Raw genomic sequence first — 24,629 nt, forward strand, 5'->3', positions numbered from 1 at the left:
TTCACCTTGTGTAACGACACGGCGACGAGATTGACGGCCGGCCGTGCTTGCACCTTTGACGCGCGCCTTCTATCAGCGGGTCAGGCCGGAAGGCCGCACAGCAAGGCTTCGCTTGAAAGGCGCACATGCAGTTTGTCGATCTCCACACGCAGCGCGAACGAATCGAGCCGCAGCTTCAGGCTGCCATGGCCAGGGTGTTCGCGCATGGCCGCTATATTCACGGACCCGAGGTCGCCGAGTTCGAAAGGCGGCTCGCCGATTTCGTCGGCGTGCGCCACGTGGTGGGCTGCGCCAACGGCACGGATGCGTTGCTGATCCCGCTAATGGCGCTCGGCATCGGACCGGGCGACGCGGTTTTCTGTCCCAGCTTCACCTTTGCCGCCACCGCCGAAGTCGTGGTTCTGGCCGGCGCCGAGCCGGTGTTCGTCGACATCGAACCGGACAGCTACAACGTCTCGCTCGCCAGCCTGGAAGCCGCCTACGAGCAGGTCCGCGCCGAGGGGCGGCTGACGCCCAAGGCGATCATCCCCGTCGATCTGTTCGGCCTGTCGGCCGACTATCGGGCGCTCGGCCGCTTCGCGCAGGAGCGGGCGCTGGCGATCGTGGAAGATGCGGCCCAGGCGATCGGCGGCAGTTTCGGCAACACCAAATGCGGCGCTTTCGGCACCGCGGCCGGCACCAGTTTCTATCCGGCCAAGCCGCTCGGCTGTTATGGAGACGGCGGCGCGATCCTGACCAACGACGACGATCTGGCCGAAACGATGCGCTCGATCGCCTTTCACGGCATGGGTGCCAGCCAGTACGACAATGTCCGCATCGGTCTCAATTCGCGCCTGGATACGCTGCAGGCGGCGATTCTGATCGAGAAACTGGCCATTTTGCCGTCGGAAACCGAAGCCAGGCAGGCGGTAGCCGACCGTTACACCGCAGGGCTGTCGGACGTGGTCAAGGTGCCGGCCGTGGCCGCGGGCTATCGCTCGGCATGGGCGCAATACGCCGTTGAATCGGACCGTCGCGACGCCGTTCGCGCGCATCTGAGCGCTCTCGGCATTCCCTCGATGATCTATTACGAAAAGCCGCTGCATCGGCAGGCCGCCTATGCGGCCTACGGCCGCGCCCCGGACGGCCTTGCGGTGTCGGAGGCGGCCAGCAACAACGTGGTGTGCTTGCCCATGCATCCCTATCTGGGCGAGTCCGATCAGGACCGGATCATCGCCGCGGTACGCGAGATCGCGGACGCCGGGCTGATGCGGCGGGCCGGTTCGTAGAACGGCCGGCCGCGCGCGCCACGGCGCTGGGCCGCGCCGATCGGGCGCAACGCGTGTTTGCCATACTTTCAATAAGAGCGGCCAACCGCGGCCTTGCGGTTGCTTATAAAGGCGCGCCGACCTAAACATTTCTGCCCCGGCCGGCGCGTTGTAGGCGGCCGGGGCGTGTTCTTTTTTGCAGTGACAGACCATCGATGGTGCCAGTTCTTGTCATAAATCTCGCGCGCTCGCCCGAGCGCTGGGACGCCATCCGGCAGACGGCCACGGGGCTGGATCTGCGCCGTGTGGAGGGCGTCGACGGCGGCGCGATCGCGCGGGAGGAATGGTCCGCCATCGACCGGGAACGGTTCCGCGCCAGGCACGGGCGCATCGTCACGCCCGGCGAATATGGCTGCTACCGCTCGCATCTGGCGGCTCTGGCGACGGTGGTCGCCGAGGGCGTTGACGTCGCCGTCATCGCCGAGGACGACATCGTGCTCAACGACCGGCTCGGCGAAAGGGCGGCGGCGCTGTTTGCCGGCGTCGAGGAGCCGCGGCTGGTCAAGCTCGTCAACCACCGCACCACCGGTTTTCTGGAAAAGGGCGTGACGGCGGCCGGCGACGCGTACGGGCGCTGCCTGTTCGGGCCGCTGGGGTCGGCAGCCTGTTATGCCGTCAACCGCAGCGGCGCCCAACGCCTGGTGGAAACGCTCGCCACCATGTGGCTGCCCTGGGACGTGGCGCTGGAGCGCGGCTGGGCGACCGGTGTGGCGACCTATACCACCCGCGAGCCGCTTGTCGCCTTCAGCACCCATCGCGCCCGTTCCACCATCACCGCCAGCTACGCGCACACCAAGCTGCCGACCTTGCAAAGGCGGCGCGCGTTCTCCTTCCGGGCGCGCGACTTCCTGCGGCGCGCGGGCTACGCGCTGGAGGCGGCATGAACGCGCCCACGCAGCCGGCCGCGCACAGGCCGCCTTTCCACAGGACCGAGCTCGTCGGACACGCGGTGCTGTTTTGCCTGGTCGGCATGATCTCGGCCGTGTGGATCGAGACCGACCTTTACCGCGTGGCGATGCTGCCGCCGATCGCGCTCGGGCTCTGGGTCTATTTTTCCCGGCGCGATTTCCGCCCGGCGATGGGCCCGATGGGCTGGGCCTGCCTCGTGTGGGCGCACTATGTGGCGCTGCGTTATGTGTGGGTTGTCCTGACGAGACCGGACTCGACCGGCGGCTCGGCGGAAGGCATCTATCTGATGCCGGCGCTCTACATGACGGTCGGTTATGTGCTTTTCCTCTACCGCGACAAGCTTGCCCATCTGGTCTGGGTCTTCATAGCCATCAGCCTTGCCGCCTTGCTCGCCAGCATCGACATCGTGGCGGTCTTTCGGCCGGATGCGGGCCTGGTTCCGTTTCTTTTCCAAAACAACACCATCCATTCCTCCGTCGGCGCCGGTCTGATTCTGATCGGAGCCTTTTGCTTCGGCTTGTGGCTGCTTTCCCGCTCCGATCTGCCGGGCCGGATCGTGTGGACGGGGCTGGCGGTTGCGTTGCTGATCGGCATTCTCGCCGTGCTCGGGATTTTCGGCGCCAAGTCGAAGGGCGTGTGGATCGCGCTGCTCGTGACGGCGCCCTCCGTCGTGGCGGCCACGTTCGCGCAAATCAGGGGCAAGGCGCGATGGGTGGTCATGGCCGGTTTCGTGTGTGCCTCGGTCGTCGGGATCCTGATTTTTCATCAGATCGTGTGGCATACGATCGGCCATGTCGTCGTCAGTGCCGTGGACCTGGTCCAGCGGCTGCTTTCGGGAATGCCGGCGCGCCAGATGGTGCTCGACGCGATCGATTCGGGAACCTTGCCCTATACGTTCGACGCGCGCATCCGCGTTTGGTGGAACGCCCTCTCGATCTGGCGCCTTGACTGGCTTTTCGGTCAGGGGATCTGGTGGGAAAATCTGTGGCAGCAGACCCGTTTCGCCGATATTGGCTATGAGCTGATGCACAACGGTTATCTGGAGATCGCCATCCGGTTCGGCCTGTTCGGCCTGGAATTTTATGCCGTGCTTCTGGCGTGGTGTCTCTACCAGGCGACGGCCGCCGTCCGCCGCGGCCTGATTCCGCTCGAACTCTATTTTTTCTATCTGCTGACGTTGATTTTTTTCCTGGCGAGCATGCTCAGCAATTCCAACATCCGCCTCGCTGTCGGCGAAAGCTACATGCTGATGGCCGGCGGTTTCGGCTTTTGCTGCTATTATCTGCGCCAGGCAGCCGGCCAGGCGCGATAGCGCGCCGAATCGACGGCGTCGTTGCCGGCAATCGTTGGAAGCTTCCAGTCAGCACCTCGGACCCGTCTGTCCGCAACGAAAGTGCGGGCCGGTCTGTTTGGAACGGACCGTGGAGACATGGCTGGGGCGCCTGGATTCGAACCAGGGAATGACGGTACCAAAAACCGTTGCCTTACCACTTGGCTACGCCCCAGCATCGTCGCTGCCTTGCGACGGGGTGGCGCCCTTATATGGATGCTCCGCCGTCAGTGCAATGACTAGTTGGCGTCAAGCGCGCGCTGCCGGTCGGCGGTCGCCGTCGTTGCCGCGGCTGCGAGGATTTGCGGTGGTCAACGATCCCCGAAACCGCTAGAGCAAGGCCGGACCGGGCCGGGGCGATCCGGCTTGCGTCCGGCGAATCGGTTCGCATGACAGGCGGACGGCAGGGCGCGCTATCCCGGGGAGGTTGCCGGGCGGGCCGGATGTCGGCTGTGGCACCGCGAAAGAGGCGGGTAATTCGGACCGGACGGATCGGTATTCACGGGCGCCCCGGGGGCGGGATGGCCCGGTCGGATATGTCTTCGGGTGCTATCCAGACGGCGAGGGAGATCGCGATGGCGAAATGGGTCTATAACTTCGGCAACGGTAAGGCGGAAGGCCGCGTCGGCGACAAGAACCTGCTCGGGGGCAAGGGGGCCAATCTGGCCGAGATGTCCGGGCTCGGATTGCCGGTGCCGCCGGGTTTTACCATCACCACCGAGGTCTGCACCCATTATTACGCCAACGCACAAAGCTATCCCGGCGAACTGAAACAACAGGTCGAAGACGCGCTTGCCCGGATCGGCGCCGATACCGGCCGCCGTTTCGGCGATCCGCGCAATCCGCTTTTGGTTTCCGTGCGCTCCGGCGCGCGCGCCTCGATGCCCGGCATGATGGACACCGTGCTCAATCTCGGCCTCAACGACGCCACCGTCGAGGCGTTGGCCGAAGAGGCGCAGGACCGCCGCTTCGCCTATGACAGCTATCGCCGTTTCATCCAGATGTATTCCGACGTCGTCATGGGGCTCGACCACGAGGTTTTCGAGGAGATCCTCGAGGACGAAAAAGCCGGGCTCGGCGTCGAATTCGACACCGAGCTCGACGCCGGCCACTGGGTCGGGCTGGTCGAGCGCTACAAGGCCAAGGTGGTGGAGGAACTGGGGCAACCCTTTCCCCAGGACCCGCACGAGCAGTTGTGGGGCGCGATCGGCGCGGTGTTCTCGTCCTGGATGAACCATCGCGCGATCACCTATCGCCGCCTGCACAATATTCCCGAAGGCTGGGGCACGGCGGTCAACGTCCAGGCGATGGTGTTCGGCAATATGGGCGACAGTTCCGCCACCGGCGTGGCCTTCACCCGCGATCCGTCCACCGGCGAGCGCACGCTTTACGGCGAGTTTCTGGTCAACGCCCAGGGCGAGGACGTGGTCGCCGGCATCCGCACCCCGCAAAACATCACCGAGGAGGCCCGCATCGCGGCCGGCTCCGACAAGCCGTCGCTGCAAAAGCTGATGCCGGAGGCGTTCGGCGAATTCGCGCGCACCGCCGAGACCCTCGAGCGCCATTATCGCGACATGCAGGATCTCGAATTCACTATCGAGCGCGGCAAGCTGTGGATGTTGCAGACCCGTTCCGGCAAGCGCACGGCCAAGGCCGCCTTGCGTATCGCCGTCGAGATGGCCGCCGAAGGCCTGATCACGCGCGAGGAGGCGGTGGGGCGCATCGATCCGGCCTCGCTCGACCAGCTTCTGCATCCCACCATCGATCCGGCCGCCAAGCGCGACGTGATCGGCCTCGGCCTGCCGGCCTCGCCGGGGGCGGCCACCGGCGAAATCGTGTTCTCCTCCGACGAGGCCGAGGAAGCCAAGGCGGCCGGCCGCAAGGTTATCCTGGTGCGCGTGGAAACCAGCCCCGAGGACATTCACGGCATGCATGCCGCCGAAGGCATTCTGACGACGCGCGGCGGCATGACCAGCCATGCCGCGGTCGTGGCGCGCGGCATGGGCAAGCCGTGCGTGTCGGGCGCGGGCACGCTGCGCGTCGACTACAAGACCCAGACCATGACCGCGCTCGGCCGCAGCTTCGGGCGCGGCGACGTGGTCACCATCGACGGCGCCTCCGGCCAGGTTCTGGCCGGTGCGACCGCGATGCAGCAGCCCGAACTGTCGGGCGATTTCGCCGCGATCATGGAATGGGCCGACGCGATCCGCCGCATGCGGGTGCGCGCCAATGCCGAGACCCCGGCCGATGCGCGTACGGCGCGCTCCTTCGGCGCCGAGGGCATCGGCCTGTGCCGGACCGAGCACATGTTTTTCGACGGCGAACGCATCGTGGCCATGCGCGAGATGATTCTCGCCGACAGCGAGACCGGGCGCCGCGCCGCGCTGGCCAAGCTTCTGCCGATGCAGCGCTCGGATTTCGCCGAGCTGTTCGAGATCATGGCCGGGCTGCCGGTCACCATCCGGCTGCTCGATCCGCCGCTGCACGAATTCCTGCCCAAGACCGAGGAGGAGATCGCCGAGGTCGCGGCCGTCCTGGATGTCGAGGCGGAATTGCTGCGCCAGCGCACCGAGGCCCTGCACGAGTTCAACCCGATGCTCGGCCATCGCGGCTGCCGGCTGGCGGTCTCCTATCCCGAAATCGCCGAAATGCAGGCGCGGGCGATCTTCGAGGCGGCCGCCGAGGCCGCGGCCAAGACCGGGCGCCCGGTCGAGCCGGAAATCATGGTGCCGCTGGTCGGCATCGTGCAGGAGCTCGAGTTCGTCAAGGCGCGCATCGACCAGGTCGCCGCCGAGGTGATGGCCGAGACCGGCACCAGCATCGCCTATCTGACCGGCACGATGATCGAATTGCCGCGCGCCGCCATCCGCGCGCACGCCATCGCGCAGGTGGCGGAGTTCTTTTCCTTCGGCACCAACGATCTGACCCAGACCACGTTCGGCATTTCGCGCGACGACGCCGCAACGTTCCTGGAGACCTATCGCCAAAAGGGCGTGATCGAGACCGATCCGTTCGTGTCGCTCGACATCGAAGGCGTCGGCGAACTGGTGCGCATGGCCGCCGACAAGGGCCGCACGGCACGTGAGGGCATCAAGCTCGGCATTTGCGGCGAGCACGGCGGCGATCCGGCCTCGATCCGCTTCTGCGAGGAGGTCGGGCTGGATTACGTGTCCTGTTCGCCCTTCCGCGTGCCGATCGCCCGCCTCGCGGCCGCGCAGGCCGCGATAGGCAAGGCCTGAGCGGCCTGCGCGGCGCGAGGCTTCGGGTTCAACCGTGACGCGGTTGATGTCTCGCGCCCATCGCACGTATTCGGTGGGCGGCCCGGGGTCAGCGCCCGGCCTGGGGCTTTTGGGCGTCGCAGCCGGGACCGTGCCCGCACGGAGATGCGTGGTCGTGAGCGACCGGCATTGTGTCGCCGGCCGAGAATTCCCGCCATCCCTGGCGCAGGATCTGGAAGGACGACGACAGGAACAGGCCCGCCATCAGCCCGGCCACGATCACGTCCGGCCAGCCGCTGGTCGTGCCCCACACGCCGAGCGCGGCCGCCATCACCGCGACATTGCCGATCGCGTCGTTGCGCGAGCACAGCCAGACCGAGCGGACATTGGCATCGCCATCCTTGTAGCGCACCAGCAAAACCACGCTGACGATATTGGCCGCCAGCGCCAGGAAGCCGATCGCGCCCATGATCTCGGCCTGCGGCACGCCGAGATAAAGCACGCGCCACACCGTCGATGCGAACACCCACAGCCCCATCACGAACAGGCTGAGGCCCTTGGCGAGCGCGGCCGTGGCCCGCACCTTCAGCGAGGCGCCGATCACGGCGAGCGAAATCGCATAGGTCAGCGCGTCGGCGAAAAAGTCGAGCGCGTCGGCCTTTAGCGCCTGGCTGCCAGCCATCTGCCCGGCCGTCATCTCCACCGCGAACATCGCGCCGTTGATGGCGATCACCGCCCAGAGGCGGCGCTTGAAGTCGTCGGACATGCCGTCGAAAGTATGGGAATGGCCGCAGCCCGCGCTCATGATCGTCTCCTTGAAGCGTGTCGAAGGCGACCCTACAATCTCGAGCGACTAGAGCTTCAAGAGGTTTTTTCGATGTTTTCGATCGGGGAGATGGCGCGGCGCTCCGGCGTGAAGGCCGCCACCATTCGTTATTACGAACAGATCGGCCTGCTCGAGCAGGCCGGGCGCTCGCACGGCAATCAGCGCCGCTACGGCCGCGACGAGCTCGACCGGCTGGTGTTCATCAGGCACGCCCGCGACCTGGGCGTGTCGGTGCCGGCGATCCGCGAACTGATCGCGCTTTCCGGCGATCCGCAGCGCCCCTGCGCCCAGGCCGACCGCATCGCCTCGGCCCATCTGGCGACGATCCGCGAAAAAATCGCCCGGCTGAAACGGCTGGAAGCCGAACTCGAGCGCATCGCCTCCTGCAAGGCGCACACGGTCGGCGAGTGCTACGTGCTGCGCGCGCTCGGCGAGCATGATCTGTGCGAGGGCGAGCATTGAGCCGCGTTGGCGGCCATGCGCGCCGGCTCACCCGTTGATCGCCCCGGCCGGTCCGAACAGGTCCAGCAGACCGCGATAGGACAGCGCGATGCCGGCGAACGGGTTGTCGCTGTCGCGCGCGTTTTCGATCCGCACCGACCCGCCGTCACGGCCGAGCAGCACGAGTACGGTGTGGGTGTCGTGGCCGGCGCCGAGCGAAACGGCGGCGACGCGCTGGCAGTCGCGCTGGGCGAGTGCCGGCATGTGGAACAGGACCGACCCGTCCGCGCGTTCGGCGGCGCGCCGCAGCGCGGTCTCGAAGCCGCTTTCGGCGATATCCTGTGAATTCAGCGCCAGTTCGAATTCCACCGCTTCGAGCGGCATCTCTGGGGATCGGCTGGCGAGGTCGCGCGCATCCATGCGAAGACTCCAACTTCTCGCACCGGCCCGCCTGCCGCACCATTCGCGGCCACGATGGCCGCAATAAGGCGGGCGCGGTCGCCGCGCCGGCACGCATTTTTTGCGCACCGGTCCCAACCCCTCTGGACAAGCAAGGTGCCCGCGTCACAATACGGCGGTTGTTTGGGAGGACTGCGATGCTCGGATTGATGCAGCAATGGCCGCTGCTGTGCCATAAGATTCTCGACTATGCCGCACGCCAGCACGGCGCGCGCGAAGTGGTGTCGCGTTCCGTCGAGGGGCCGATCGTTCGCACCAGCTATGCCGAGATCAGGGCGCGTGCGCTCAAGGTGGCGCAGCGTCTGGAACGCGACGGCTGCAAGCCCGGCGACCGGATCGCCACGCTGGGCTGGAACACGGCCCGGCATCTGGAGGCCTGGTACGGCGCGATGGGCATGGGCGGGGTCTATCACACGCTCAACCCGCGGCTCTTTCCCGAGCAGATCGCCTGGATCATGAACCATGCCGAGGACAAGGTCCTGTTCACCGACCTGACCTTCATGCCGCTGGTGGAGAAGATCGCGCCGTCGATCGCCTCGCTCAAGCGCGTGATCGTGCTGACCGACGGCGCCCATATGCCCGAAACCGGTCTTGGCGACGTGGTTGCCTACGAGGACTGGCTGGCCGAGGCCGACGGCGATTTCCAATGGCGCGACTTCCACGAGAACACGGCCGCCGGTATGTGCTACACGTCGGGCACGACCGGCGACCCCAAGGGCGTGGTCTACAGCCACCGTTCCAACGTTTTGCATGCCATGATCGCCTGTCTGCCGGACGCGATGGGCATTTCCTCGCGCGATACGATCCTGCCCGTGGTGCCGATGTTCCATGCCAATGCCTGGGGACTGGCCCAGTCGGGACCGATGATCGGCGCCAAGCTGGTCATGCCGGGCGGCAAGATGGACGGGGCCTCGATCTACGAGTTGCTGGATACCGAAAAGGTCACCTTCACCGCGGCCGTGCCGACGGTCTGGCTGATGCTGCTGCAATATCTGGAAGAGACCGGCAAGACGCTGCCGCATCTCGACAAGGTCGTCATCGGCGGCTCGGCCTGCCCGCGTGCCATGACCGAGAAATTCCAGGACAATTACGGCGTCCAGGTCATCCATGCCTGGGGCATGACGGAAATGTCGCCGCTGGGCTCGCTCGGCACGCTCAAGCCGGCCTATGCCGGTCTCGAGGGCGATGCGCTGCTCGACCTGCAGGAAAAGCAGGGCCATGCGCCCTTCGGCGTGGAAATGAAGGTGACCGACGACGACAATCGCGAATTGCCCTGGGACGGCAAGAAATTCGGCCGCCTCAAGGTCCGCGGTCCCGCGGTCGCGGCCTCCTATTACGGCGGCGACGGGGCCGAGCAATTCGACGAGGACGGCTGGTTCGACACCGGCGACGTCGCCCATATCGATCCGCAGGGTTACATGCAGATCACCGACCGGGCCAAGGACGTCATCAAGTCGGGGGGCGAGTGGATCTCCACCATCGATCTGGAGAACCTCGCTGTCGGCCATCCCGACGTGGCCGAGGCGGCGGTGATCGGGATCGCGCATCCCAAATGGGACGAGCGCCCGCTGCTTGTGGTGGTGAAAAAACCCGGCAAGCAGGCCTCGCGCGAGGCGATCCTCGATTACATGAAAGGTCGCTGCGCCAAATGGTGGCTGCCCGACGATGTGGCGTTCGTCGACGAGATACCGCATACGGCGACGGGCAAGATCCAGAAGACGGCGCTGCGCGAGCAGTTTCGCGACTACCGGCTGCCGACCGCGTAGCGCGCGGCCGGGGGACCCGATGGGCGCGCCGTTCGCCGCCAAACGCCATCGATCTTTGGCGGACGGCGGCGCTGTCTCATTCCCTTGGCGCCGAAAACCCTCTAAGGACCACGCGCAATCGTAAGGCGCGGGTTCTGGTGCAGCGTGTTTGAGAAGCAAAATTCACCGGCCAAGCGCTGGTCGGCCAGGCTGGCGTCTTTCGCGCTCGTCCTGTTCCTGACGGCAGCACTGGCCCATCGTTACCTGGCGCTGGAAACGGTCGCGTTCTTATGGGTGCTCGGCCTTGCCGGTCTGCTGGCACTGGTCGGCCTCGGCCTTGCCGTGGCCGGGTTCGTTGCCCTGTGGGAACAGGGCGGCAGCGGCGCCGGGCGGCTTTTTTCCGCGATCGTCCTGGCCGCGCTCACGCTTGCCCCCTTCGCGGCCGGGCTGTGGCGCATGATCGACTATCCGCGCCTGGCCGACGTGGCCACCGATCTGGCCGATCCGCCCCGCTTCCGCGCGGCCGCGATCCTGCGCGATCCGCGCGCCAACGCGATCGGCCCGATCAACGCCATCCAGGCACGGCTGATCGAGGACCATTATCCCCAGGCCGACGGGCGGCGCTACCCGCTTGGGCCGGACCGCGTGCTGGAGATAGTCCAGCAGCTGATGGCGCGCCGTGGCTGGGCCGTCATCGAGCGCCGGGGGCGCTGGCCGCAGGATCGCGAGGTCACGGTCGAGGCGCTGGCCGGGTCCTATCTGCTGCGTCTTCCCGCCGATGTCGCCGTGCGCGTCACCGACGAAGGCGAAACGACCTTCGTCGACATGCGCTCGGCCTCGCATTTCGGCGCCCACGATCTGGGCGACAACGGCCTGCGCATCATCCGCTTTCTTGCCGATCTCGACGCCATGGTCGCCGCCGCCGCGCCGGGCTGACGGGCGCAGGCTCAGGCGGGCGCGTATCGTGCGTCCAGGCCGATCTCGCCGTCGGCGGCGGCATCGCCGCGCGCGACGATATCCTCCAGATGCGCCAGAACCGAGAGCGCCGCCGCGCCGTGCAGCCTGGGATCGGTGTCGCGATAGATGGCGCGCACCATCTCGGCAATTGTCCGGTCGCCGGATCTGAGCCGTTCGAGCACCGCGCGCTCGCGCATTTTCCTGTGCGCCTTCAGCGCCCGCACGAAGGCGGCCGGCTCCACCACCGGGCCGCCGTGGCCCGGCAGGTAGAGCCGGTCGTCGCGCGCAAGCAGCGTGTCGAGGGAGCGCATATAATCGGCCATGGCGCCGTCGGGCGGTGCCACCACCGACGTTGCCCAGGCCATGACATGGTCGGCCGAAAACAGGATGCCGGTTCCCTCCAGCGCGAATGCGGCATGGTTGGCGGCATGGCCGGGCGTCAGCACCGTGCGCAGGCTCCAGCCGTCCCCGGCGACGATATCGCCGTCGCCGAGCGCCAGGTCCGGATTGAAATCGGTGTCGGCGCTGGCTTCCAGCGGGTTGACCTCGCCCAGTCGCATCGCCCGGGCCGGCCTGTGCGGGCCTTCCGCGCACACGAGCGCGCCGGTCTCGGCCTGCAGCCGGGCGGCGAGCGGCGAGTGGTCGCGATGGGTGTGGCTGACCAGGATGTGGCTGACGGGCCGGCCGGCGATCGCGCGACGCAGCGCCTCGAAATGGCGTTCGTCGTCGGGGCCGGGATCGATCACGGCGAGCGTGTCGGTGCCGACCAGATAGCTGTTGGTGCCGTGAAACGTGTACGGGCCGGGATTGTTGACCGTGATCCGCCGCACCAGGGGCGCGACCGCCACCGATTGGCCATAGAGCGGGTCGAAGTCCATATCGAATGCAATGGCCATTGGAAATTCGCGGGCAAGGGCCGTGGCGACCGGTTTGACTGTTGCCGCTTATCACGGATGAATTTATAGGGGAACCGTTCGGAACGCCCCGCGGGGCCGAGGGAAACTGGAGAAGTTCATGTCCGCTGCCATCGCGTCGCGCCCCTTGATTGAATTTGCCATCCCCGACCGGGGAGCCGGCCGGCTGGCCGTTCAGGCCGCCATCGTTTTTGCCGGAACGCTGCTTTTGGCCCTGTCGGCCAAGACCAAGGTCGTTCTGGGACCGGTCGACATGTCGCTGCAGACCCTGGCCATTCTTCTGATCGGCACCACGTTCGGCCTGCGCCTCGGCGTGGCCACGCTGCTTGTCTATCTGGCCGAAGGGGCGATGGGGTTCCCGGTTTTCCAAAGCACGCCCGAAAAGGGTATCGGCATCGCCTATATGCTCGGCAGCACGGGCGGCTATCTCGCCGGTTTCGTGGCCATGGCCGCGATCGTCGGCTGGGCGGCGGATCGCGGCTGGGACCGCTCGCCGGTCAAGCTGTTCGGCGCCATGCTGGTCGCCGAAACGGTGATGATGGCGATGGGCTTTGCCTGGCTCGCCGGCCTGATCGGCGCCGAAAAATCCTGGATGTTCGGCGTTGCGCCGTTCATCGTGCCGGACCTGATCAAGCTCACGCTGGCCGCCTGCGCCATGCCGGCGCTGTGGATGGCCGCCGACTGGCTGCGCGGCGGGCGCGGCTAGGCGCATTCTTCCAGCGACGGGGCACCGGGGCGCTCGACGGTTCCGGTTGCCCGCCTCAGTGGCAATCCGTGAGAGTGGCGGGTGCTGACATTGAACAGTGCCGTTTCGGTCATTTAGCCGGCGGTAAAACGTCCGAAAGTTATCTTAACTCTTCTTCGGAATTACCTTGACTGGAGCTGAATACCGACTAGGAAAAAGCCCGATACGGGGTGAGGGTGTTTTCTCGCCGGCTGATGGGGCATGTGGCCGGTCGGGGGATGGCACTGGGGACAGGCGACCAGCATGGTGATGCGTGTTGGTCGCGTTTCGTCATGACATCGCATCTCGACAAAGAGGTTCGGCGGCAAGGGTAAGCCGCGAGCCGCTTAGCGCGAGTGACAGACATATATGGCCAGATCGAACAGCAGAAGTCTCGTACACGCGTTTCGCGTACAGATCCTCGTCACGCTCCTGCTCGGCGTTCTGTTCCCTATCCTTGTGCGGCTTGATTTCCGGTTCGCCTCGGCGCAGACCCCGTTTTATCTCAACATGCTGGCCTGGACCGCGCTCGCCGCGTTTGGCGGGTTGCTGCTTTACCGGCGTGTGTTGGCGGTCCCGGGCGCCAGTCCGGGCTATCTCATCTTGCCCACCTACACGACGTCCTATCTCGTCGTCATCCTGGTGCTGTTTTTCTTCCGTCTCGACTATTCGCGCACGATCCTGGCGCTGAGCTATTTCCTGCTGGTTTCGTGGATGATGTTCTCGGTGTTCGTGCTGCGGCCGAAGAAGATGCTGCAGTTCTTGGTCGTTCCCGGCGGACGCGTCGAGCGGTTGAAGGATATTCCCAATGCAAGTTGGACCTATCTGAAAAGTCCCGACCAGCCGCTGTTGAGCTGCGATGGTGTGGTCGTCGACCTCAGGATTGACCTCTCCGACCGATGGGCCCGCTTCATTGCCGACGCGACACTGGCCGGCACGTCGGTTTTTCACGTCAAGGAAATCGAGGAATCGCTGACCGGCCAGGTCGAGATCGAGCATCTTTCGGAAAACAATCTTGGCTCCTTGAACCCGAACGAGGCCTATCTCGAATTCAAGATCATCGTCGACTGGCTGCTGGCGGCGATTTCCCTGATCCTGCTCCTGCCGGTTTTCCTGCTGGTCGCCCTCGCCATCAAGTTGGATTCGCCCGGAGAGGTGATGTTTCGCCAAAGCCGCCAGGGGTATCGGCAAAGGCCGTTCCGGATTTTCAAGTTCCGCACGATGATGGCCGCGCCGTCGGCCCCAGCCGCCGAAGAGGATGAAACCGGCTCTCAGGTCCAGAAGGCCGAGATCGATCGTGCGATCACCCGGGCCGGAGACAACCGCATTACCCGGGTCGGCCGGTTCCTGCGCCGCACCCGGCTCGACGAACTGCCGCAGATACTCAATATCCTCAGAGGCGAAATGAGCTGGATCGGCCCCAGGCCCGAAGCAGCGGTGCTGTCGGCCTGGTACGATGCCGAGCTGCCTTTTTACAGCTATCGCCACATCGTTCGGCCTGGAATTACCGGTTGGGCACAGGTCAATCAGGGCCATGTCGCCGATGTCAACGATGTTCACAAGAAGCTTCATTACGACTTTTATTATATTAAGAACTTTTCGTTCTGGCTCGATGTGATGATATTTTTTATGACGATTAAGGTTATTTTGTCTGGACATGGATCAAAATAGAATAAGGGGATAAAATATGTCCATGAAGGACTATTTTGACAAAAAGTACTATCCGGAATTTGAGAAGTCGTGGGACGATAAGCTTTTTCGGGAATTCATTCTGGAGAACATAAGGCCGGAATTCTCGGTCTTGGATCTGGGGGCGGGCGCGGGTATCGTGCCTGAGATGGATTTCTCCGGCCGGGCGGCCCGAATATGCGGCCTCGATCCCGATCCGCGCGTGGAAACCAATCCCTATCTCGACGAGGCGAAGGTCGGATTGGGGGAGGAGATACCCTGGCCGGACGGCTCCTTCGATCTCGTTTTTGCCGACAATGTTCTCGAGCATCTCGCCGACCCCGACCGTGTCTTCGCCGAGGTGGCCAGAGTGCTCAAGCCCGGCGGCCGCTTTCTGTTCAAGACGCCCAATCGCAGCCATTATATGCCGTTGATCGCGCGCCTGACGCCGCTGTCGTTCCATCGCTTCTACAATCGTATGCGCGGGCGCGCGTCGGAAGACACGTTTCACACCCACTACCGGGCCAACACCCCCGCCGACGTCACTGCGATCGGCAAGCGGGTGGGGCTGGGCAAGCCGGATATCCGGCTGGTCGAAGGCCGGCCGGAATATTTGCGGATGATGGCCGCGACTTATGTTTTCGGAATCGCTTACGAAAGGCTCGTCAACAGTGCCGATGCACTGAAGCGATTCCGTATTTTGCTGATGGGGAGTCTGGAAAAGGGCTAGGCCGTGGCAAAGGCCGGGAGCGAAATCTGTCGGTACGCAGAAACGGCAAGTATAGCCGGGCGTTTGGTTGTGTGTCGGGGGACAAGCAGCGCGAAACGCGCAGGTGTAAGACCTGGTTTACGGTGGACAAGGACAGCACCATTGTCTAAACAGCCGCGCGTGGCGCGCCGCCACGCGATCGAGCACCTCATACCGCTTGCAGGCTTAGAGGACGGAAGCGAGCAGCACCTTCCGAGGCGAACAGCTGATCGTCGGGTGCTGCGATCGGACGACACCGGGAAACCGAGCGCATGAAAAAAGTTCTCGCCGTCTTCGGGACGCGGCCGGAAGCGATCAAGATGGCACCGGTGGCCAAGGAGCTGGCGCGCAGCAGCCTGCTCGACGTGCGCATATGCGTCACCGCCCAGCACCGGCAGATGCTCGACCAGGTGCTCGACCTGTTCGAGATCGCGCCGCACCGCGACCTCGACGTCATGCGGCCCAACCAGACCCTCGATCAGGTGACCGCCCGGGTCTTGACCGGCCTCGGCGAGGTTTTCGACGAGGAGCGGCCCGACATCGTGCTCGTGCATGGCGACACCACCACCACCATGGCCGCGTCGCTGGCCGCCTTCTATCGCAAATTGCCTGTCGGCCATGTCGAGGCCGGCCTGCGCTCGGGCTCGCTGTGGGCGCCGTGGCCGGAAGAGATGAACCGGCGCGTGGCGACCCTTGCCACCCGGTTCCATTTCGCCCCCACGCCGCAATCCAAGCGCAACCTGCTTGCCGAGGGCGTTCCGGACGCCCATGTCCACGTCACCGGCAACACGGTGATCGACGCGCTTTTCGAAACGGTGGAGCGCATCAAGGGCTCGCCCGAGCGGCAGGCCCGGCTGGCCGAACGGTTCGACTTCCTCGATCCCGAGCGGCCGATCGTGCTCGTGACCGGGCACCGGCGCGAGAATTTCGGCGCCGGCTTCGACAATATCTGCCAGGCGTTCCTCGATATCGTCGCCGCGCATGACGTGCAGATCGTCTACCCGGTCCACCCCAATCCGAGCGTGCGCGAACCGGTGGAGCGCTGGCTCAAGGACACGCCGTCGGTTCATCTGATCGACCCGCTCGACTACGAGCCGTTCGTCTATCTGATGGAGCGTTCGCACATCATCATCACCGATTCCGGCGGGGTGCAGGAGGAGGCGCCGTCGCTGGGCAAACCGATCCTGGTGATGCGCGAAACCACCGAGCGGCCCGAGGCGGTGGATGCCGGCACCGTCGTCCTGGTCGGCACCGCGCGCGACAGGATCGCCGGCGAGGCGGGGCGCTTGCTTGGCGATCGCAACCACTATAAGCGCATGGCGCAGGCCATGAACCCCTATGGTGACGGCATGGCCGCGGCACGTATCCGAAAAATCATCGAGGAACAGGCATGACCGAATCCCGCCTGAAGAAAGTCTGTGTTCTTGGTCTGGGTTATATTGGCCTGCCAACGGCCTCGGTGATCGCCTCGCGCGGCGTCGAGGTGGTCGGCGTCGACGTCAAGCCGGAGGTCGTGGCGCGCATCAACAAGGGCGAAATTCACATCGTTGAGCCCGACCTGGACGCGGTGACCGCCCACGCCGTGCAGCAGGGCCACCTGCGCGCCAGCACCGCGCCCGAGCCGGCCGACGCCTACATGATCGCGGTGCCGACCCCGTTTCACGACGGCAAGGCCGATCTCGACTATGTCTGGAAGGCCGCGCGCTCGATCGCGCCATGCCTCGTCGCGGGCAATCTGGTGGTCCTGGAATCGACCTCGCCGCCCGGCACCACCGACAAAATGGCCGCCCTTCTTGCCGAATTGCGGCCCGACCTCAAGATCGCCCAACCCGGTGTCGAGGGCTGCGACGTGCACGTTGCCTATTGTCCCGAGCGGGTGCTGCCCGGCCGGGTTCTGACCGAGCTGGTCGAAAACAGCCGGGTCGTGGGCGGCATGACGCAAGCCTGCGCGGCCCTTGCCGAGGATCTCTACCGCATTTTCTGCAGCGGAGAATTGTTGCGCACCAACGCCCGCACCGCAGAAATGTGCAAGCTGACGGAAAACGCCTTTCGCGACGTCAACATCGCCTTTGCCAACGAATTGTCGATCGTCTGCGAAAAGCTCGACATCAATGTGTGGGAACTCGTCAAGCTCGCCAACCATCATCCGCGCGTCAACATTCTTCAGCCCGGCCCCGGCGTCGGCGGGCACTGTATCGCCGTCGACCCCTGGTTCATCGTCGAGGCCGCGCCCGACGAAACGCGCCTGATCCGCACCGCGCGCGAAGTCAATGACGGCAAGCCGAAATACGTGCTCGACAAGATCGCCGCCGCCGTCGCCGACAAGGCTTCCGGCAAAAGGCGGCCGGTGGTCGGTCTTCTGGGCCTGGCCTTCAAGCCGGATGTCGACGATCTGCGCGAAAGCCCGGCCCTGCAGATCGCCGAGGCGGTGGCCGCGCGTGGCGATTGCGACGTCGTCGTCTCCGAGCCGCATATCGAGCACTTGCCGGCCTCGCTGGCCAACGGCGCCGGCGTGCGGCTGACCGCCGACATGCACGAGGCGGTGCGCGAAGCCGACGTGGTGGTGATGCTGGTCAACCACCGTCTTTATCAAACGATCGCGCGGGACGAGCTCGCCGGCAGGACCGTGATCGACACGCGAGGTATCTGGTCGTGAAGCAATTATTGGTGCGTTCGGGCAATGTTTTTCTGCAGGAGGTTCCTGCACCGACAGTCGGGCCTAAGAACGTCCTGATCCAGGTCAAGTCGTCCTGCATTTCCGTCGGCACCGAGATGGCCGGCATCAAGATGTCGGGCCTGCCGCTTTATCGCCGTGCGCTGAAACAGCCGCATCACGTCAAGAAGGCGCTGCAATTGATGAAGGACCAGGGTTTTGCCCGGGTCTACAAGCAGATCAAGGGCAAGCTCGATGCCGGCCTGCCGACCGGCTACTCAGCCGCCGGCGAGGTGATCGAGGTCGGCAGCGAGGTCACCGGCATCAAGGTCGGCGATCGTGTCGCCTGCGCCGGCGCGGGCATCGCCAATCACGCCGAAGTCGTCGACGTGCCGGTCAACCTGACCGTGCCCGTGCCCGACGGGCTCGATTACGAGGCCGCCGCCACCGTGACGCTCGGCGCCATCGCCATGCAGGGCGTGCGCCGCACCAACCCGACGCTGGGCGAGACCGTCGTCGTGATCGGCCTCGGCATTCTCGGCCAGCTCACCGCCCAGCTCCTGACGGCCAGCGGCTGCCGGGTGATCGGCACCGACATCGACGAAAACCGCATCGAGATCGCGCGTGCCAACGGCATGGATGTCGGTCTCAATCCCAAGGACGGCGACATCGTCGAGCGCATCGTCAAGCTCACCGACGGCCACGGCGCCGATGCCGTGATCATCACCGCCGCCTCGCCCAGCAGCGAGATTCTGGCCCAGTCCTTCCAGGCCTGCCGGCGCAAGGCGCGTGTCGTCGTGGTCGGCGATGTCGGGCTCAACATCGCCCGGTCCGACATCTACGCCAAGGAACTCGATTTCTTCATCTCCACCTCCTACGGACCCGGCCGCTACGACCCGGTCTACGAAGAGGAGGGCGCGGACTATCCGATCGCCTATGTGCGCTGGACCGAAAACCGCAACATGGAGGAGTTTTTGCGCCTCCTGGCGCGCGGCCGCATCAGCCTGGCCAACATGCTTAAGGAGCCGTTTCCGATCGACCGGGCCGAGGACGCCTATGCCGCGCTGCGCGGCACCGGGCAAAAACCGCTCCTGGTCATGCTGACCTATCCCGAGCGCGCGGAAGCGACCAGGCCGGCGCTGCAGATCGCGCCGCCCGCGCCCGCCGACGGGCGCATCAAGCTCGCCCTGGTCGGCGCCGGCGGCTTCGCGCAGGGCATGCACCTGCCCAATCTGCAGAAGCTGAAGGACAGCTACGATCTGCGCACCATCGTCAGCCGCACCGGCCTGTCGGCGCGTTCGGCCGCCGAGCGCTTCGGCGCGCCCAACGCCGCCACCGATTTCAAGACCGTGCTCGACGATCCCGACATCGATCTCGTGCTGATCGCCACGCGCCATGATTTGCATGCCGGCATGACGCTCGACGCGCTCAGGGCCGGCAAGCACGTGTTCGTGGAAAAACCGCTGGCCATGAACGAGGCCGAACTGGCCGAGATCGAGGCGTTTTACCGCGACAACCCGAACGGGCCGGTGCTGATGACCGGCTTCAACCGGCGCTTTTCCCCCGCGGTCGTGGCGGCGCAGAAGGTGCTGGCCAACCGCACCTCGCCGATGATCGTCAATTACCGCATGAACGCCGGTTACATTCCCGCCGACCATTGGGTGCACGGTCCCCAGGGCGGCGGCCGCAATATCGGCGAGGGCTGCCACATCTACGATCTGTTCAACGCCCTGACCGGCTCGACCCCGGTCGAGGTCAACGCCATGTCGATCGTGCCGGAATCCAAATACTGGCTGCGCAACGACAATTTCAACGCCACCGTACGCTATGCCGACGGCTCGGTGTGCACGCTCACCTATACCGCGATGGGCTCCAAGAGCTACGCCAAGGAGCGCGCCGACATCTTTGTCGACGGCAAGGTGCTGACGCTCGACGACTACAAGCAGCTTACGGTCGTCGGCGGCAGCGGCGGCTGGAAGGGCACCACCATGCAGAAGGGCCAGCAGGAAGAGCTGGCCGCGCTGGCCGAAACGCTGCGCAAGGGCGCGGCCTGGCCGATTTCGCTGGAAGACCAGATTTTTGCCACGCGCATCAGCTTTGAAGTCGAAAAGCAGATCGCGCTTTAGATGCGCGCGTAGTTTGGAATGAGTAGGGCCGGATATATACTCAGACGCGCGCTTGAAGCCGGCCCCACGGTCGTAGGGCGGCGGATATTGCACAAGCTCAAGCCCTACGCTTACTTTCCGGCCTATGTCTTGGCCCGCTCGGGGGCGCGACCAGGGAGGCTGAACGATGGCGCTTTGGCATCCATGGGCGCCGCGCTTCGGGCTGAACTCAGCCGCCGTATCGATCCTGACGCCGCCTTAAAGGAACGGATGCGAAAGCGTGCTACGAGCGCGCTCAACCGCAAATGGGGTGTGCTCGGCTTCGGCGAGCTCGACATTCCAACGGGTGAGGGCTGGTGGCGCGATGGGTTCCATGGCCATCAATGGCCGCTATCCTATTTTCCGCAGGTGGATTTCGTCGCGTCCGAAATTCGCAGCGATGTCAAGGTTCCTTGGGAGCTGTCGCGTTTCCAGTACACGTTGTGGTTGGCTGAAGGCGCACTCCTCGATCCGGAAGACTCCGATCCTTATGTACGTCTGTTCGAGACGCTTGTTGACGACTGGACGGAAGCCAATCCGCCTGGCTGGGGTGTCAACTGGACCGTGGCAATGGAAGTAGCAATCCGTGCGGTCAATCTTCTGGTGGCGGGTGCTGTTATATATGATCGACTTGACGAAGCGTTTCGCGGACGGTTTATCCGGCTTCTAGACGATCATTATCGGTTCATTCTGCGTTTTCCCGAAACCAGCGACGTGAATGGCAATCACTATCTTGCCAATCTGATGGGCACTGCTGTCTTGTCTTCTGTGTTAGCTCCCGGCGCGGAATTTCTGCAGCGTGTGGAGGACTTCGCACTTGAAGCCGACAGGCAATTCGAGGTCGACGGCAGTCATCTGGAACGTGCACCGGTCTATCACCGACTATGTCTGGATATGGTGGCGATAGTGGCCGCCGTTCAAATTGCAACCGTGGGAACATTGTCGCCCCGATTGCGGGACGTGTTCGCGCGCGCGGTTCGCTTCGCCGAGTTCGTGAGCGGAATGGACTGGATCCTGCCGATTTTCGGTGATTGCGATGGTGGTAAAGTGTTGGAGTTCGGGACTTCCCCGCGTGATTTTTCTGCACTTGCTAGCCTGGGAGGACAGGACGGCGTCCCTAGTCAGGATGATCTTCTGATCTGGTTGCAGGCGATCGCCGGGCGTGAAACATTTCTCGATGAAGCAGACGATGTCCCGTTGGTCGGTGAGAAGAGCGGCTTCCTCCGCTTGGGCCTCGGCGGGGCGACTGCGGTTATGCGGGTAGGTGCTCAAGGGCTAAAGGGACGTGCCTCGCACGACCACGATGATGCGCTTTCGATTTGGCTCCGGTACCGCGAACGAGATATTGTTGTCGACCGCGGTTGTCATTCATACACACTTGACCCCGCGCTGAGGGAATCGTTCATTTTTTCCGGTGCGCACAATCTCGTTCAGCCGCGCGGCGGTAGGCGTTATGATGGTCGACCTGGTTCGATCTATCTGTCGATGCGTGGCGCGCCATATTGTTATGACACTGGCCTCGAAGAGGATGGTAAGTGTCCTTCCTTTAACGGCGCAATCCGTGAGGTGGGTGAAATCCGCGAAATTCGCCGGCAAGTGCGTGCTGTCACGCTCGGTCAGGGCGTAGAAATCGAAGTCTGTGATACTTGGTCGAGTGACATAGAGACCGAGCTGAACTGGCACTTCGGACCGGGAATAATTCCAAAATCGGAAGATCGCGGTGTGATCCGTTTTTGCGGGGACACCGCGCTCCAAAGTTTGATGGTCGACAGCGCTGAATTCGAGACGGAAATGTTTGAGTTTGAGTTCCATCCGAACTATGGCCGGACAGAGAAATGTCGCGGCGTCCGTTTCTTAGTCCCGGCTTCGCAAGATTGCCGGCTTGTTAGCCGTTTTCGCCTCGGATTTGGTGAAATCGGATCAAGCGAATAAACGCTGCCAAGGAAGCTTAAACCCATGCACAGCGATCTCAATCAGTCGATCTTCTTCAAGATCAAGAAAGTCTTGCGTTACAATAGACTTTACGGTCCGCGCCGTACCTTGATCAAGGTACGCGGCCAATACCACATGGCCAGCAAGGTCGATTTCGATGGTACGGAATGGGTTAATCCGGCCTGCAAGGATCCCGACCATCCAGATCGTTGGGTGGGGATCATCGGCTGCGGGAATTTCTCTTTTTCCAATATCGCCTACTATCTGGGCAAGGAAAACAGCCGGTTCCTGCGTGCGACCCACGATATCGCAAAGCCCCAGGCACGGTCGCTTTGCGCGTTCTTCGGCGGAGCTTACGCGGCCGAAGACCCGCGCAGGCTCATTGAGGACGAGGCGATCCGGCTCGTGTATATCGCGTCGAACCATGCCTCTCACGCCGAGTATGCTATTGCGTGTCTCGACGCGGGCAAGCATGTCCACATCGAAAAACCGCAGGTTATTTCGGAGGACCAACTGAAACGGCTTTCGGAGGCACAACGCCGAAATCCGCAATGCATGATCTTTCTGGGCTTCAACCGGCCGCGCAGCAAATTGTTCGAGCGTGCTCGCGACGCGCTGACCAAAGAGGACGGTCCGCTGATGGTGAATTGGTTCTTGGCCGGCCACAGCATTCCCGACGATCATTGGTATTTCTCTGAGGAAGAAGGCGGCCGCATTCTGGGCAATTTATGCCATTGGACCGACCTGACCCTCGAAATGGTCGGGCACGAAAAGGCGTTTCCGTGCACAATAACCGCTATTGCCGCCCCAAACGCCAAATCGGATTTCGCAATTTCGATTCTGTTCGACGACGGGTCGGTCGCCGGCATCACTTTTTCCGCCAAGGGGCATACGTTCGAAGGTGTTAGGGAAACGCTCAACGCTCACCGGGGGGATGTTTTGCTCACGCTCAGTGATTTCAAGACATTACGGCTGGATCGGGTTGAAAAGAAAGCGACATACTCCAGCTTTTTTCGCGATCATGGCCACCGAGCAAACGTAATAAACAGCTATGACGCTGTGCGCGATGGTGACCGGTCCAAGGCAACATCGCTGGACTACAGCCGTGCCACGGCAAAATTGTTCCTTGGTGTCAAGGAAGCCGTGGATCTGCGAACTCCGGTCGTTGTTGATGCCGACAAAATCGAGGCCATCGATAGTCGAGAACGTCGAAGCGCCTAAACACGCATTGGTACGGAACTGCCTTTGATCGATATCGATATTGTCAAATCCATGTGTGTCGGTGAGGTGTTGCATTGTACGCCGATACGAAGGGAGCAATGTCTGTTGGTGCAATGTGTTAGGCAATTGCAGGAGGCAAGTGCAACGCGCGCGAGAAGGGCGGAGAAGCCAAGATGAGCGGACGCTCGATCACCTCCCTGATCCGTTGGGCTGAGCATCATGTGTTCGGCGTTGCCGGTCAGCTTGCGGCGGCAGCGCCGGTGGTGCTGGTGACGATGATCATCTCGCATCAGGTCGGTCTGGAACCAGCGGGCAAGTTTGTGGTCGCCGCGGGCATCGCAGCGGTCATCTTTACTGCCGCTTCGCTTGGGCTTGCTGCTTTTGTTGTGGTGGAGAAGCTCCAGCGGTTTGATACTCGCGACTTTCTGATTACGCGCGCCTTTTCGGCCGGCTTGGTGTCACTCGCCTACATCGCCGCGTCGCCTTTTCTGAGTATCCCGACCGAGCTCGTGACCCTCGTTGTCATAATGCGGCTTGCAGATGCTGCGGTCGAGATGAGTTGGGGAATAGATATCCACAGACTGCCCAGCGATCAGGCAATGCGACGATACGCCTGCGTTAACACCGTTAAGCTGATTGCCACTATTGTTCCGGTGGCATTCATCTACTTTTTAGCAGGCGATATAATCGTGTATCTCTTGGTTGGTGCCAGCCTGTCATGTGTGTTTACATGGTATTGGCTTTATCGAAACGCGTGGGGAGACCGCTCTTTTAGAGTTGGAGTCGGACAAATTCGGCGTTCTGCTAATTTAACTCGAGGCGCTAGCTGGTTCGCAGTAAGTTATCTAGTTGTGGCTTTTACGAGTAATTCGCCACGTATCCTTGCGGATCATCTTTTTGCCGGAGATATGTTGGGCGTGGTGGGTGTAACGCTTTCGTTTTGCACGATACTCGGGATGATTTTCCTGTCATCCTGGCTGCGTTGGTTTCCCAAATTGTCCCACGAGTCGCAATTTGGCGCCAAGCATATAATGTTTATTATGGAGTCTGTATCGATTTTAATAATACTTGTTGTTGCGGGATATGCAATTATGCCGAAAATTGTTTCCATTCTGTTCAGTTTTGAGTATTCTGATTATAAATTAGAGGTTAGGCGCATAATTTTGTCTGCAGTAATTTTTATGTTTGGTATGAACATGACAAATATTTTTAAGATTACAAAATTTGTATGGCTAGAGCCTCTCGTATCGATATTTAGTGTGCTTATTTCTTATATGATTGTTGTTTATTTTATGGGGTTTTCGATTGAATTGTATTTGGTGGCTAGTGGTGCGTGTATGGCTGTGAGCGCCCTCGTGCTAAGTTACTTCGTTCAGAAGGACCCTATATATCGTGGTGCACGTGAAGAAGCTTCGTGAGGTTGCAGTATTTCT

The 24,629-nt window shown here is 63.1% G+C and carries 19 protein-coding genes and 1 tRNA gene; 16 read left to right on the plus strand and 4 right to left on the minus strand.

Going from position 1 to position 24,629, the window contains the following annotated elements; all coding sequences use genetic code 11:
- The first annotated feature begins 125 nt into the window (after positions 1 to 125).
- The 3 genes from EP380_RS03135 (at position 126) to EP380_RS03145 (ending at position 3,528) form a co-directional block, all read left to right on the plus strand.
- The gene (locus EP380_RS03135) at positions 126 to 1,268 is read left to right on the plus strand and encodes a DegT/DnrJ/EryC1/StrS family aminotransferase (RefSeq protein WP_127596472.1); all 1,143 of its coding nucleotides are present in this window, start codon (positions 126 to 128) and stop codon (positions 1,266 to 1,268) included.
- Between the two features lie 194 nt (positions 1,269 to 1,462).
- On the plus strand, positions 1,463 to 2,191 hold the full coding sequence (locus EP380_RS03140; RefSeq protein WP_127596475.1) for a glycosyltransferase family 25 protein: 729 nt from the start codon (positions 1,463 to 1,465) through the stop codon (positions 2,189 to 2,191).
- Positions 2,188 to 3,528 carry an O-antigen ligase family protein gene (locus tag EP380_RS03145; RefSeq protein ID WP_106571216.1) on the plus strand — a complete coding sequence of 447 codons (1,341 nt, stop codon included), beginning with the start codon at positions 2,188 to 2,190 and terminating at the stop codon, positions 3,526 to 3,528. The genes EP380_RS03140 and EP380_RS03145 overlap by 4 nt, the downstream gene beginning before the upstream one ends.
- A gap of 118 nt (positions 3,529 to 3,646) precedes the next feature.
- On the opposite strand, the gene EP380_RS03150 is transcribed toward EP380_RS03145, so the two are convergent.
- A tRNA-Gln gene (locus tag EP380_RS03150) sits at positions 3,647 to 3,721 on the minus strand.
- Between the two features lie 400 nt (positions 3,722 to 4,121).
- Between EP380_RS03150 and ppdK the strand changes: the two genes are divergently transcribed.
- Positions 4,122 to 6,785, plus strand: a complete 2,664-nt coding sequence (gene ppdK, locus EP380_RS03155; RefSeq protein WP_127596479.1) for a pyruvate, phosphate dikinase — start codon at positions 4,122 to 4,124, stop codon at positions 6,783 to 6,785.
- An 88-nt stretch (positions 6,786 to 6,873) separates the two neighbouring features.
- Here the strand turns inward: ppdK and EP380_RS03160 are convergent, their stop codons facing one another.
- Positions 6,874 to 7,569, minus strand: coding sequence for a cation efflux transmembrane domain-containing protein (locus EP380_RS03160; protein WP_127596482.1), 696 nt, complete (start codon positions 7,567 to 7,569; stop codon positions 6,874 to 6,876).
- A 72-nt stretch (positions 7,570 to 7,641) separates the two neighbouring features.
- Here EP380_RS03160 and EP380_RS03165 point away from each other — a divergent pair, with 72 nt between their 5' ends.
- A complete protein-coding gene (locus EP380_RS03165; RefSeq protein ID WP_127596485.1) occupies positions 7,642 to 8,052 on the plus strand; it encodes a MerR family transcriptional regulator in 411 nt (136 codons plus the stop codon).
- Positions 8,053 to 8,079: 27 nt separating this feature from the next.
- Here the strand turns inward: EP380_RS03165 and EP380_RS03170 are convergent, their stop codons facing one another.
- Positions 8,080 to 8,451: a hypothetical protein gene (locus EP380_RS03170; RefSeq protein WP_127596488.1), complete on the minus strand. Its 372-nt coding sequence runs from the start codon at positions 8,449 to 8,451 to the stop codon at positions 8,080 to 8,082.
- Between the two features lie 176 nt (positions 8,452 to 8,627).
- Here EP380_RS03170 and EP380_RS03175 point away from each other — a divergent pair, with 176 nt between their 5' ends.
- Together EP380_RS03175 and EP380_RS03180 are read left to right on the plus strand one after the other, a co-directional pair.
- Positions 8,628 to 10,256, plus strand: a complete 1,629-nt coding sequence (locus tag EP380_RS03175; RefSeq protein ID WP_127596491.1) for a 3-(methylthio)propionyl-CoA ligase — start codon at positions 8,628 to 8,630, stop codon at positions 10,254 to 10,256.
- Positions 10,257 to 10,400: 144 nt separating this feature from the next.
- Positions 10,401 to 11,171, plus strand: a complete 771-nt coding sequence (locus tag EP380_RS03180) for a DUF1499 domain-containing protein (RefSeq protein WP_127596494.1) — start codon at positions 10,401 to 10,403, stop codon at positions 11,169 to 11,171.
- Positions 11,172 to 11,182: 11 nt separating this feature from the next.
- Here the strand turns inward: EP380_RS03180 and EP380_RS03185 are convergent, their stop codons facing one another.
- Complete coding sequence (locus EP380_RS03185; protein WP_106571205.1) at positions 11,183 to 12,088, minus strand: MBL fold metallo-hydrolase; 906 nt, start codon at positions 12,086 to 12,088, stop codon at positions 11,183 to 11,185.
- Positions 12,089 to 12,206: 118 nt separating this feature from the next.
- On the opposite strand from EP380_RS03185, the gene EP380_RS03190 reads away from it, so the two are divergent.
- The 9 genes from EP380_RS03190 (at position 12,207) to EP380_RS03230 (ending at position 24,614) form a co-directional block, all read left to right on the plus strand.
- On the plus strand, positions 12,207 to 12,812 hold the full coding sequence (locus EP380_RS03190) for a biotin transporter BioY (RefSeq protein WP_127596497.1): 606 nt from the start codon (positions 12,207 to 12,209) through the stop codon (positions 12,810 to 12,812).
- A 387-nt stretch (positions 12,813 to 13,199) separates the two neighbouring features.
- Positions 13,200 to 14,501 (plus strand): sugar transferase, encoded by a 1,302-nt coding sequence (locus EP380_RS03195; protein ID WP_127596500.1) that lies wholly within the window; start codon positions 13,200 to 13,202, stop codon positions 14,499 to 14,501.
- Between the two features lie 16 nt (positions 14,502 to 14,517).
- Complete coding sequence (locus EP380_RS03200) at positions 14,518 to 15,228, plus strand: class I SAM-dependent methyltransferase (protein ID WP_106571202.1); 711 nt, start codon at positions 14,518 to 14,520, stop codon at positions 15,226 to 15,228.
- A 290-nt stretch (positions 15,229 to 15,518) separates the two neighbouring features.
- Positions 15,519 to 16,640, plus strand: a complete 1,122-nt coding sequence (gene wecB / locus EP380_RS03205; protein WP_106571201.1) for a non-hydrolyzing UDP-N-acetylglucosamine 2-epimerase — start codon at positions 15,519 to 15,521, stop codon at positions 16,638 to 16,640.
- The gene (wecC, locus tag EP380_RS03210) at positions 16,637 to 17,902 is read left to right on the plus strand and encodes a UDP-N-acetyl-D-mannosamine dehydrogenase (protein ID WP_127596503.1); all 1,266 of its coding nucleotides are present in this window, start codon (positions 16,637 to 16,639) and stop codon (positions 17,900 to 17,902) included. Before wecB ends, wecC begins: the two co-directional genes overlap by 4 nt.
- Positions 17,899 to 20,025 carry a bi-domain-containing oxidoreductase gene (locus EP380_RS03215; RefSeq protein ID WP_127596506.1) on the plus strand — a complete coding sequence of 709 codons (2,127 nt, stop codon included), beginning with the start codon at positions 17,899 to 17,901 and terminating at the stop codon, positions 20,023 to 20,025. The genes wecC and EP380_RS03215 overlap by 4 nt, the downstream gene beginning before the upstream one ends.
- An 87-nt stretch (positions 20,026 to 20,112) precedes the next feature.
- Positions 20,113 to 21,975: a heparinase II/III domain-containing protein gene (locus EP380_RS03220; protein WP_164749734.1), complete on the plus strand. Its 1,863-nt coding sequence runs from the start codon at positions 20,113 to 20,115 to the stop codon at positions 21,973 to 21,975.
- Positions 21,976 to 21,999: 24 nt separating this feature from the next.
- A complete protein-coding gene (locus EP380_RS03225) occupies positions 22,000 to 23,196 on the plus strand; it encodes a Gfo/Idh/MocA family protein (RefSeq protein WP_127596512.1) in 1,197 nt (398 codons plus the stop codon).
- A 173-nt stretch (positions 23,197 to 23,369) separates the two neighbouring features.
- Positions 23,370 to 24,614 (plus strand): polysaccharide biosynthesis protein, encoded by a 1,245-nt coding sequence (locus EP380_RS03230; protein ID WP_127596516.1) that lies wholly within the window; start codon positions 23,370 to 23,372, stop codon positions 24,612 to 24,614.
- Positions 24,615 to 24,629 lie beyond the last annotated feature (15 nt).

The organism is Nitratireductor alexandrii (assembly GCF_004000215.1).
Lineage (GTDB): Bacteria > Pseudomonadota > Alphaproteobacteria > Rhizobiales > Rhizobiaceae > Mangrovimarina > Mangrovimarina alexandrii.

What these genes read in the sequence shown, in the direction of transcription:
- EP380_RS03135 (WP_127596472.1), top strand. Translation starts at nt 126, where the DNA reads ATGCAGTTTGTCGATCTCCACACGCAGCGCGAACGAATCGAGCCGCAG.
- EP380_RS03140 (WP_127596475.1), top strand. Translation starts at nt 1,463, where the DNA reads ATGGTGCCAGTTCTTGTCATAAATCTCGCGCGCTCGCCCGAGCGCTGG.
- EP380_RS03145 (WP_106571216.1), top strand. Translation starts at nt 2,188, where the DNA reads ATGAACGCGCCCACGCAGCCGGCCGCGCACAGGCCGCCTTTCCACAGG.
- ppdK (WP_127596479.1), top strand. Translation starts at nt 4,122, where the DNA reads ATGGCGAAATGGGTCTATAACTTCGGCAACGGTAAGGCGGAAGGCCGC.
- EP380_RS03160 (WP_127596482.1), bottom strand. Translation starts at nt 7,569, where the DNA reads ATGAGCGCGGGCTGCGGCCATTCCCATACTTTCGACGGCATGTCCGAC.
- EP380_RS03165 (WP_127596485.1), top strand. Translation starts at nt 7,642, where the DNA reads ATGTTTTCGATCGGGGAGATGGCGCGGCGCTCCGGCGTGAAGGCCGCC.
- EP380_RS03170 (WP_127596488.1), bottom strand. Translation starts at nt 8,451, where the DNA reads ATGGATGCGCGCGACCTCGCCAGCCGATCCCCAGAGATGCCGCTCGAA.
- EP380_RS03175 (WP_127596491.1), top strand. Translation starts at nt 8,628, where the DNA reads ATGCTCGGATTGATGCAGCAATGGCCGCTGCTGTGCCATAAGATTCTC.
- EP380_RS03185 (WP_106571205.1), bottom strand. Translation starts at nt 12,088, where the DNA reads ATGGCCATTGCATTCGATATGGACTTCGACCCGCTCTATGGCCAATCG.
- EP380_RS03190 (WP_127596497.1), top strand. Translation starts at nt 12,207, where the DNA reads ATGTCCGCTGCCATCGCGTCGCGCCCCTTGATTGAATTTGCCATCCCC.
- EP380_RS03195 (WP_127596500.1), top strand. Translation starts at nt 13,200, where the DNA reads ATGGCCAGATCGAACAGCAGAAGTCTCGTACACGCGTTTCGCGTACAG.
- EP380_RS03200 (WP_106571202.1), top strand. Translation starts at nt 14,518, where the DNA reads ATGTCCATGAAGGACTATTTTGACAAAAAGTACTATCCGGAATTTGAG.
- wecB (WP_106571201.1), top strand. Translation starts at nt 15,519, where the DNA reads ATGAAAAAAGTTCTCGCCGTCTTCGGGACGCGGCCGGAAGCGATCAAG.
- wecC (WP_127596503.1), top strand. Translation starts at nt 16,637, where the DNA reads ATGACCGAATCCCGCCTGAAGAAAGTCTGTGTTCTTGGTCTGGGTTAT.
- EP380_RS03225 (WP_127596512.1), top strand. Translation starts at nt 22,000, where the DNA reads ATGCACAGCGATCTCAATCAGTCGATCTTCTTCAAGATCAAGAAAGTC.
- EP380_RS03230 (WP_127596516.1), top strand. Translation starts at nt 23,370, where the DNA reads ATGAGCGGACGCTCGATCACCTCCCTGATCCGTTGGGCTGAGCATCAT.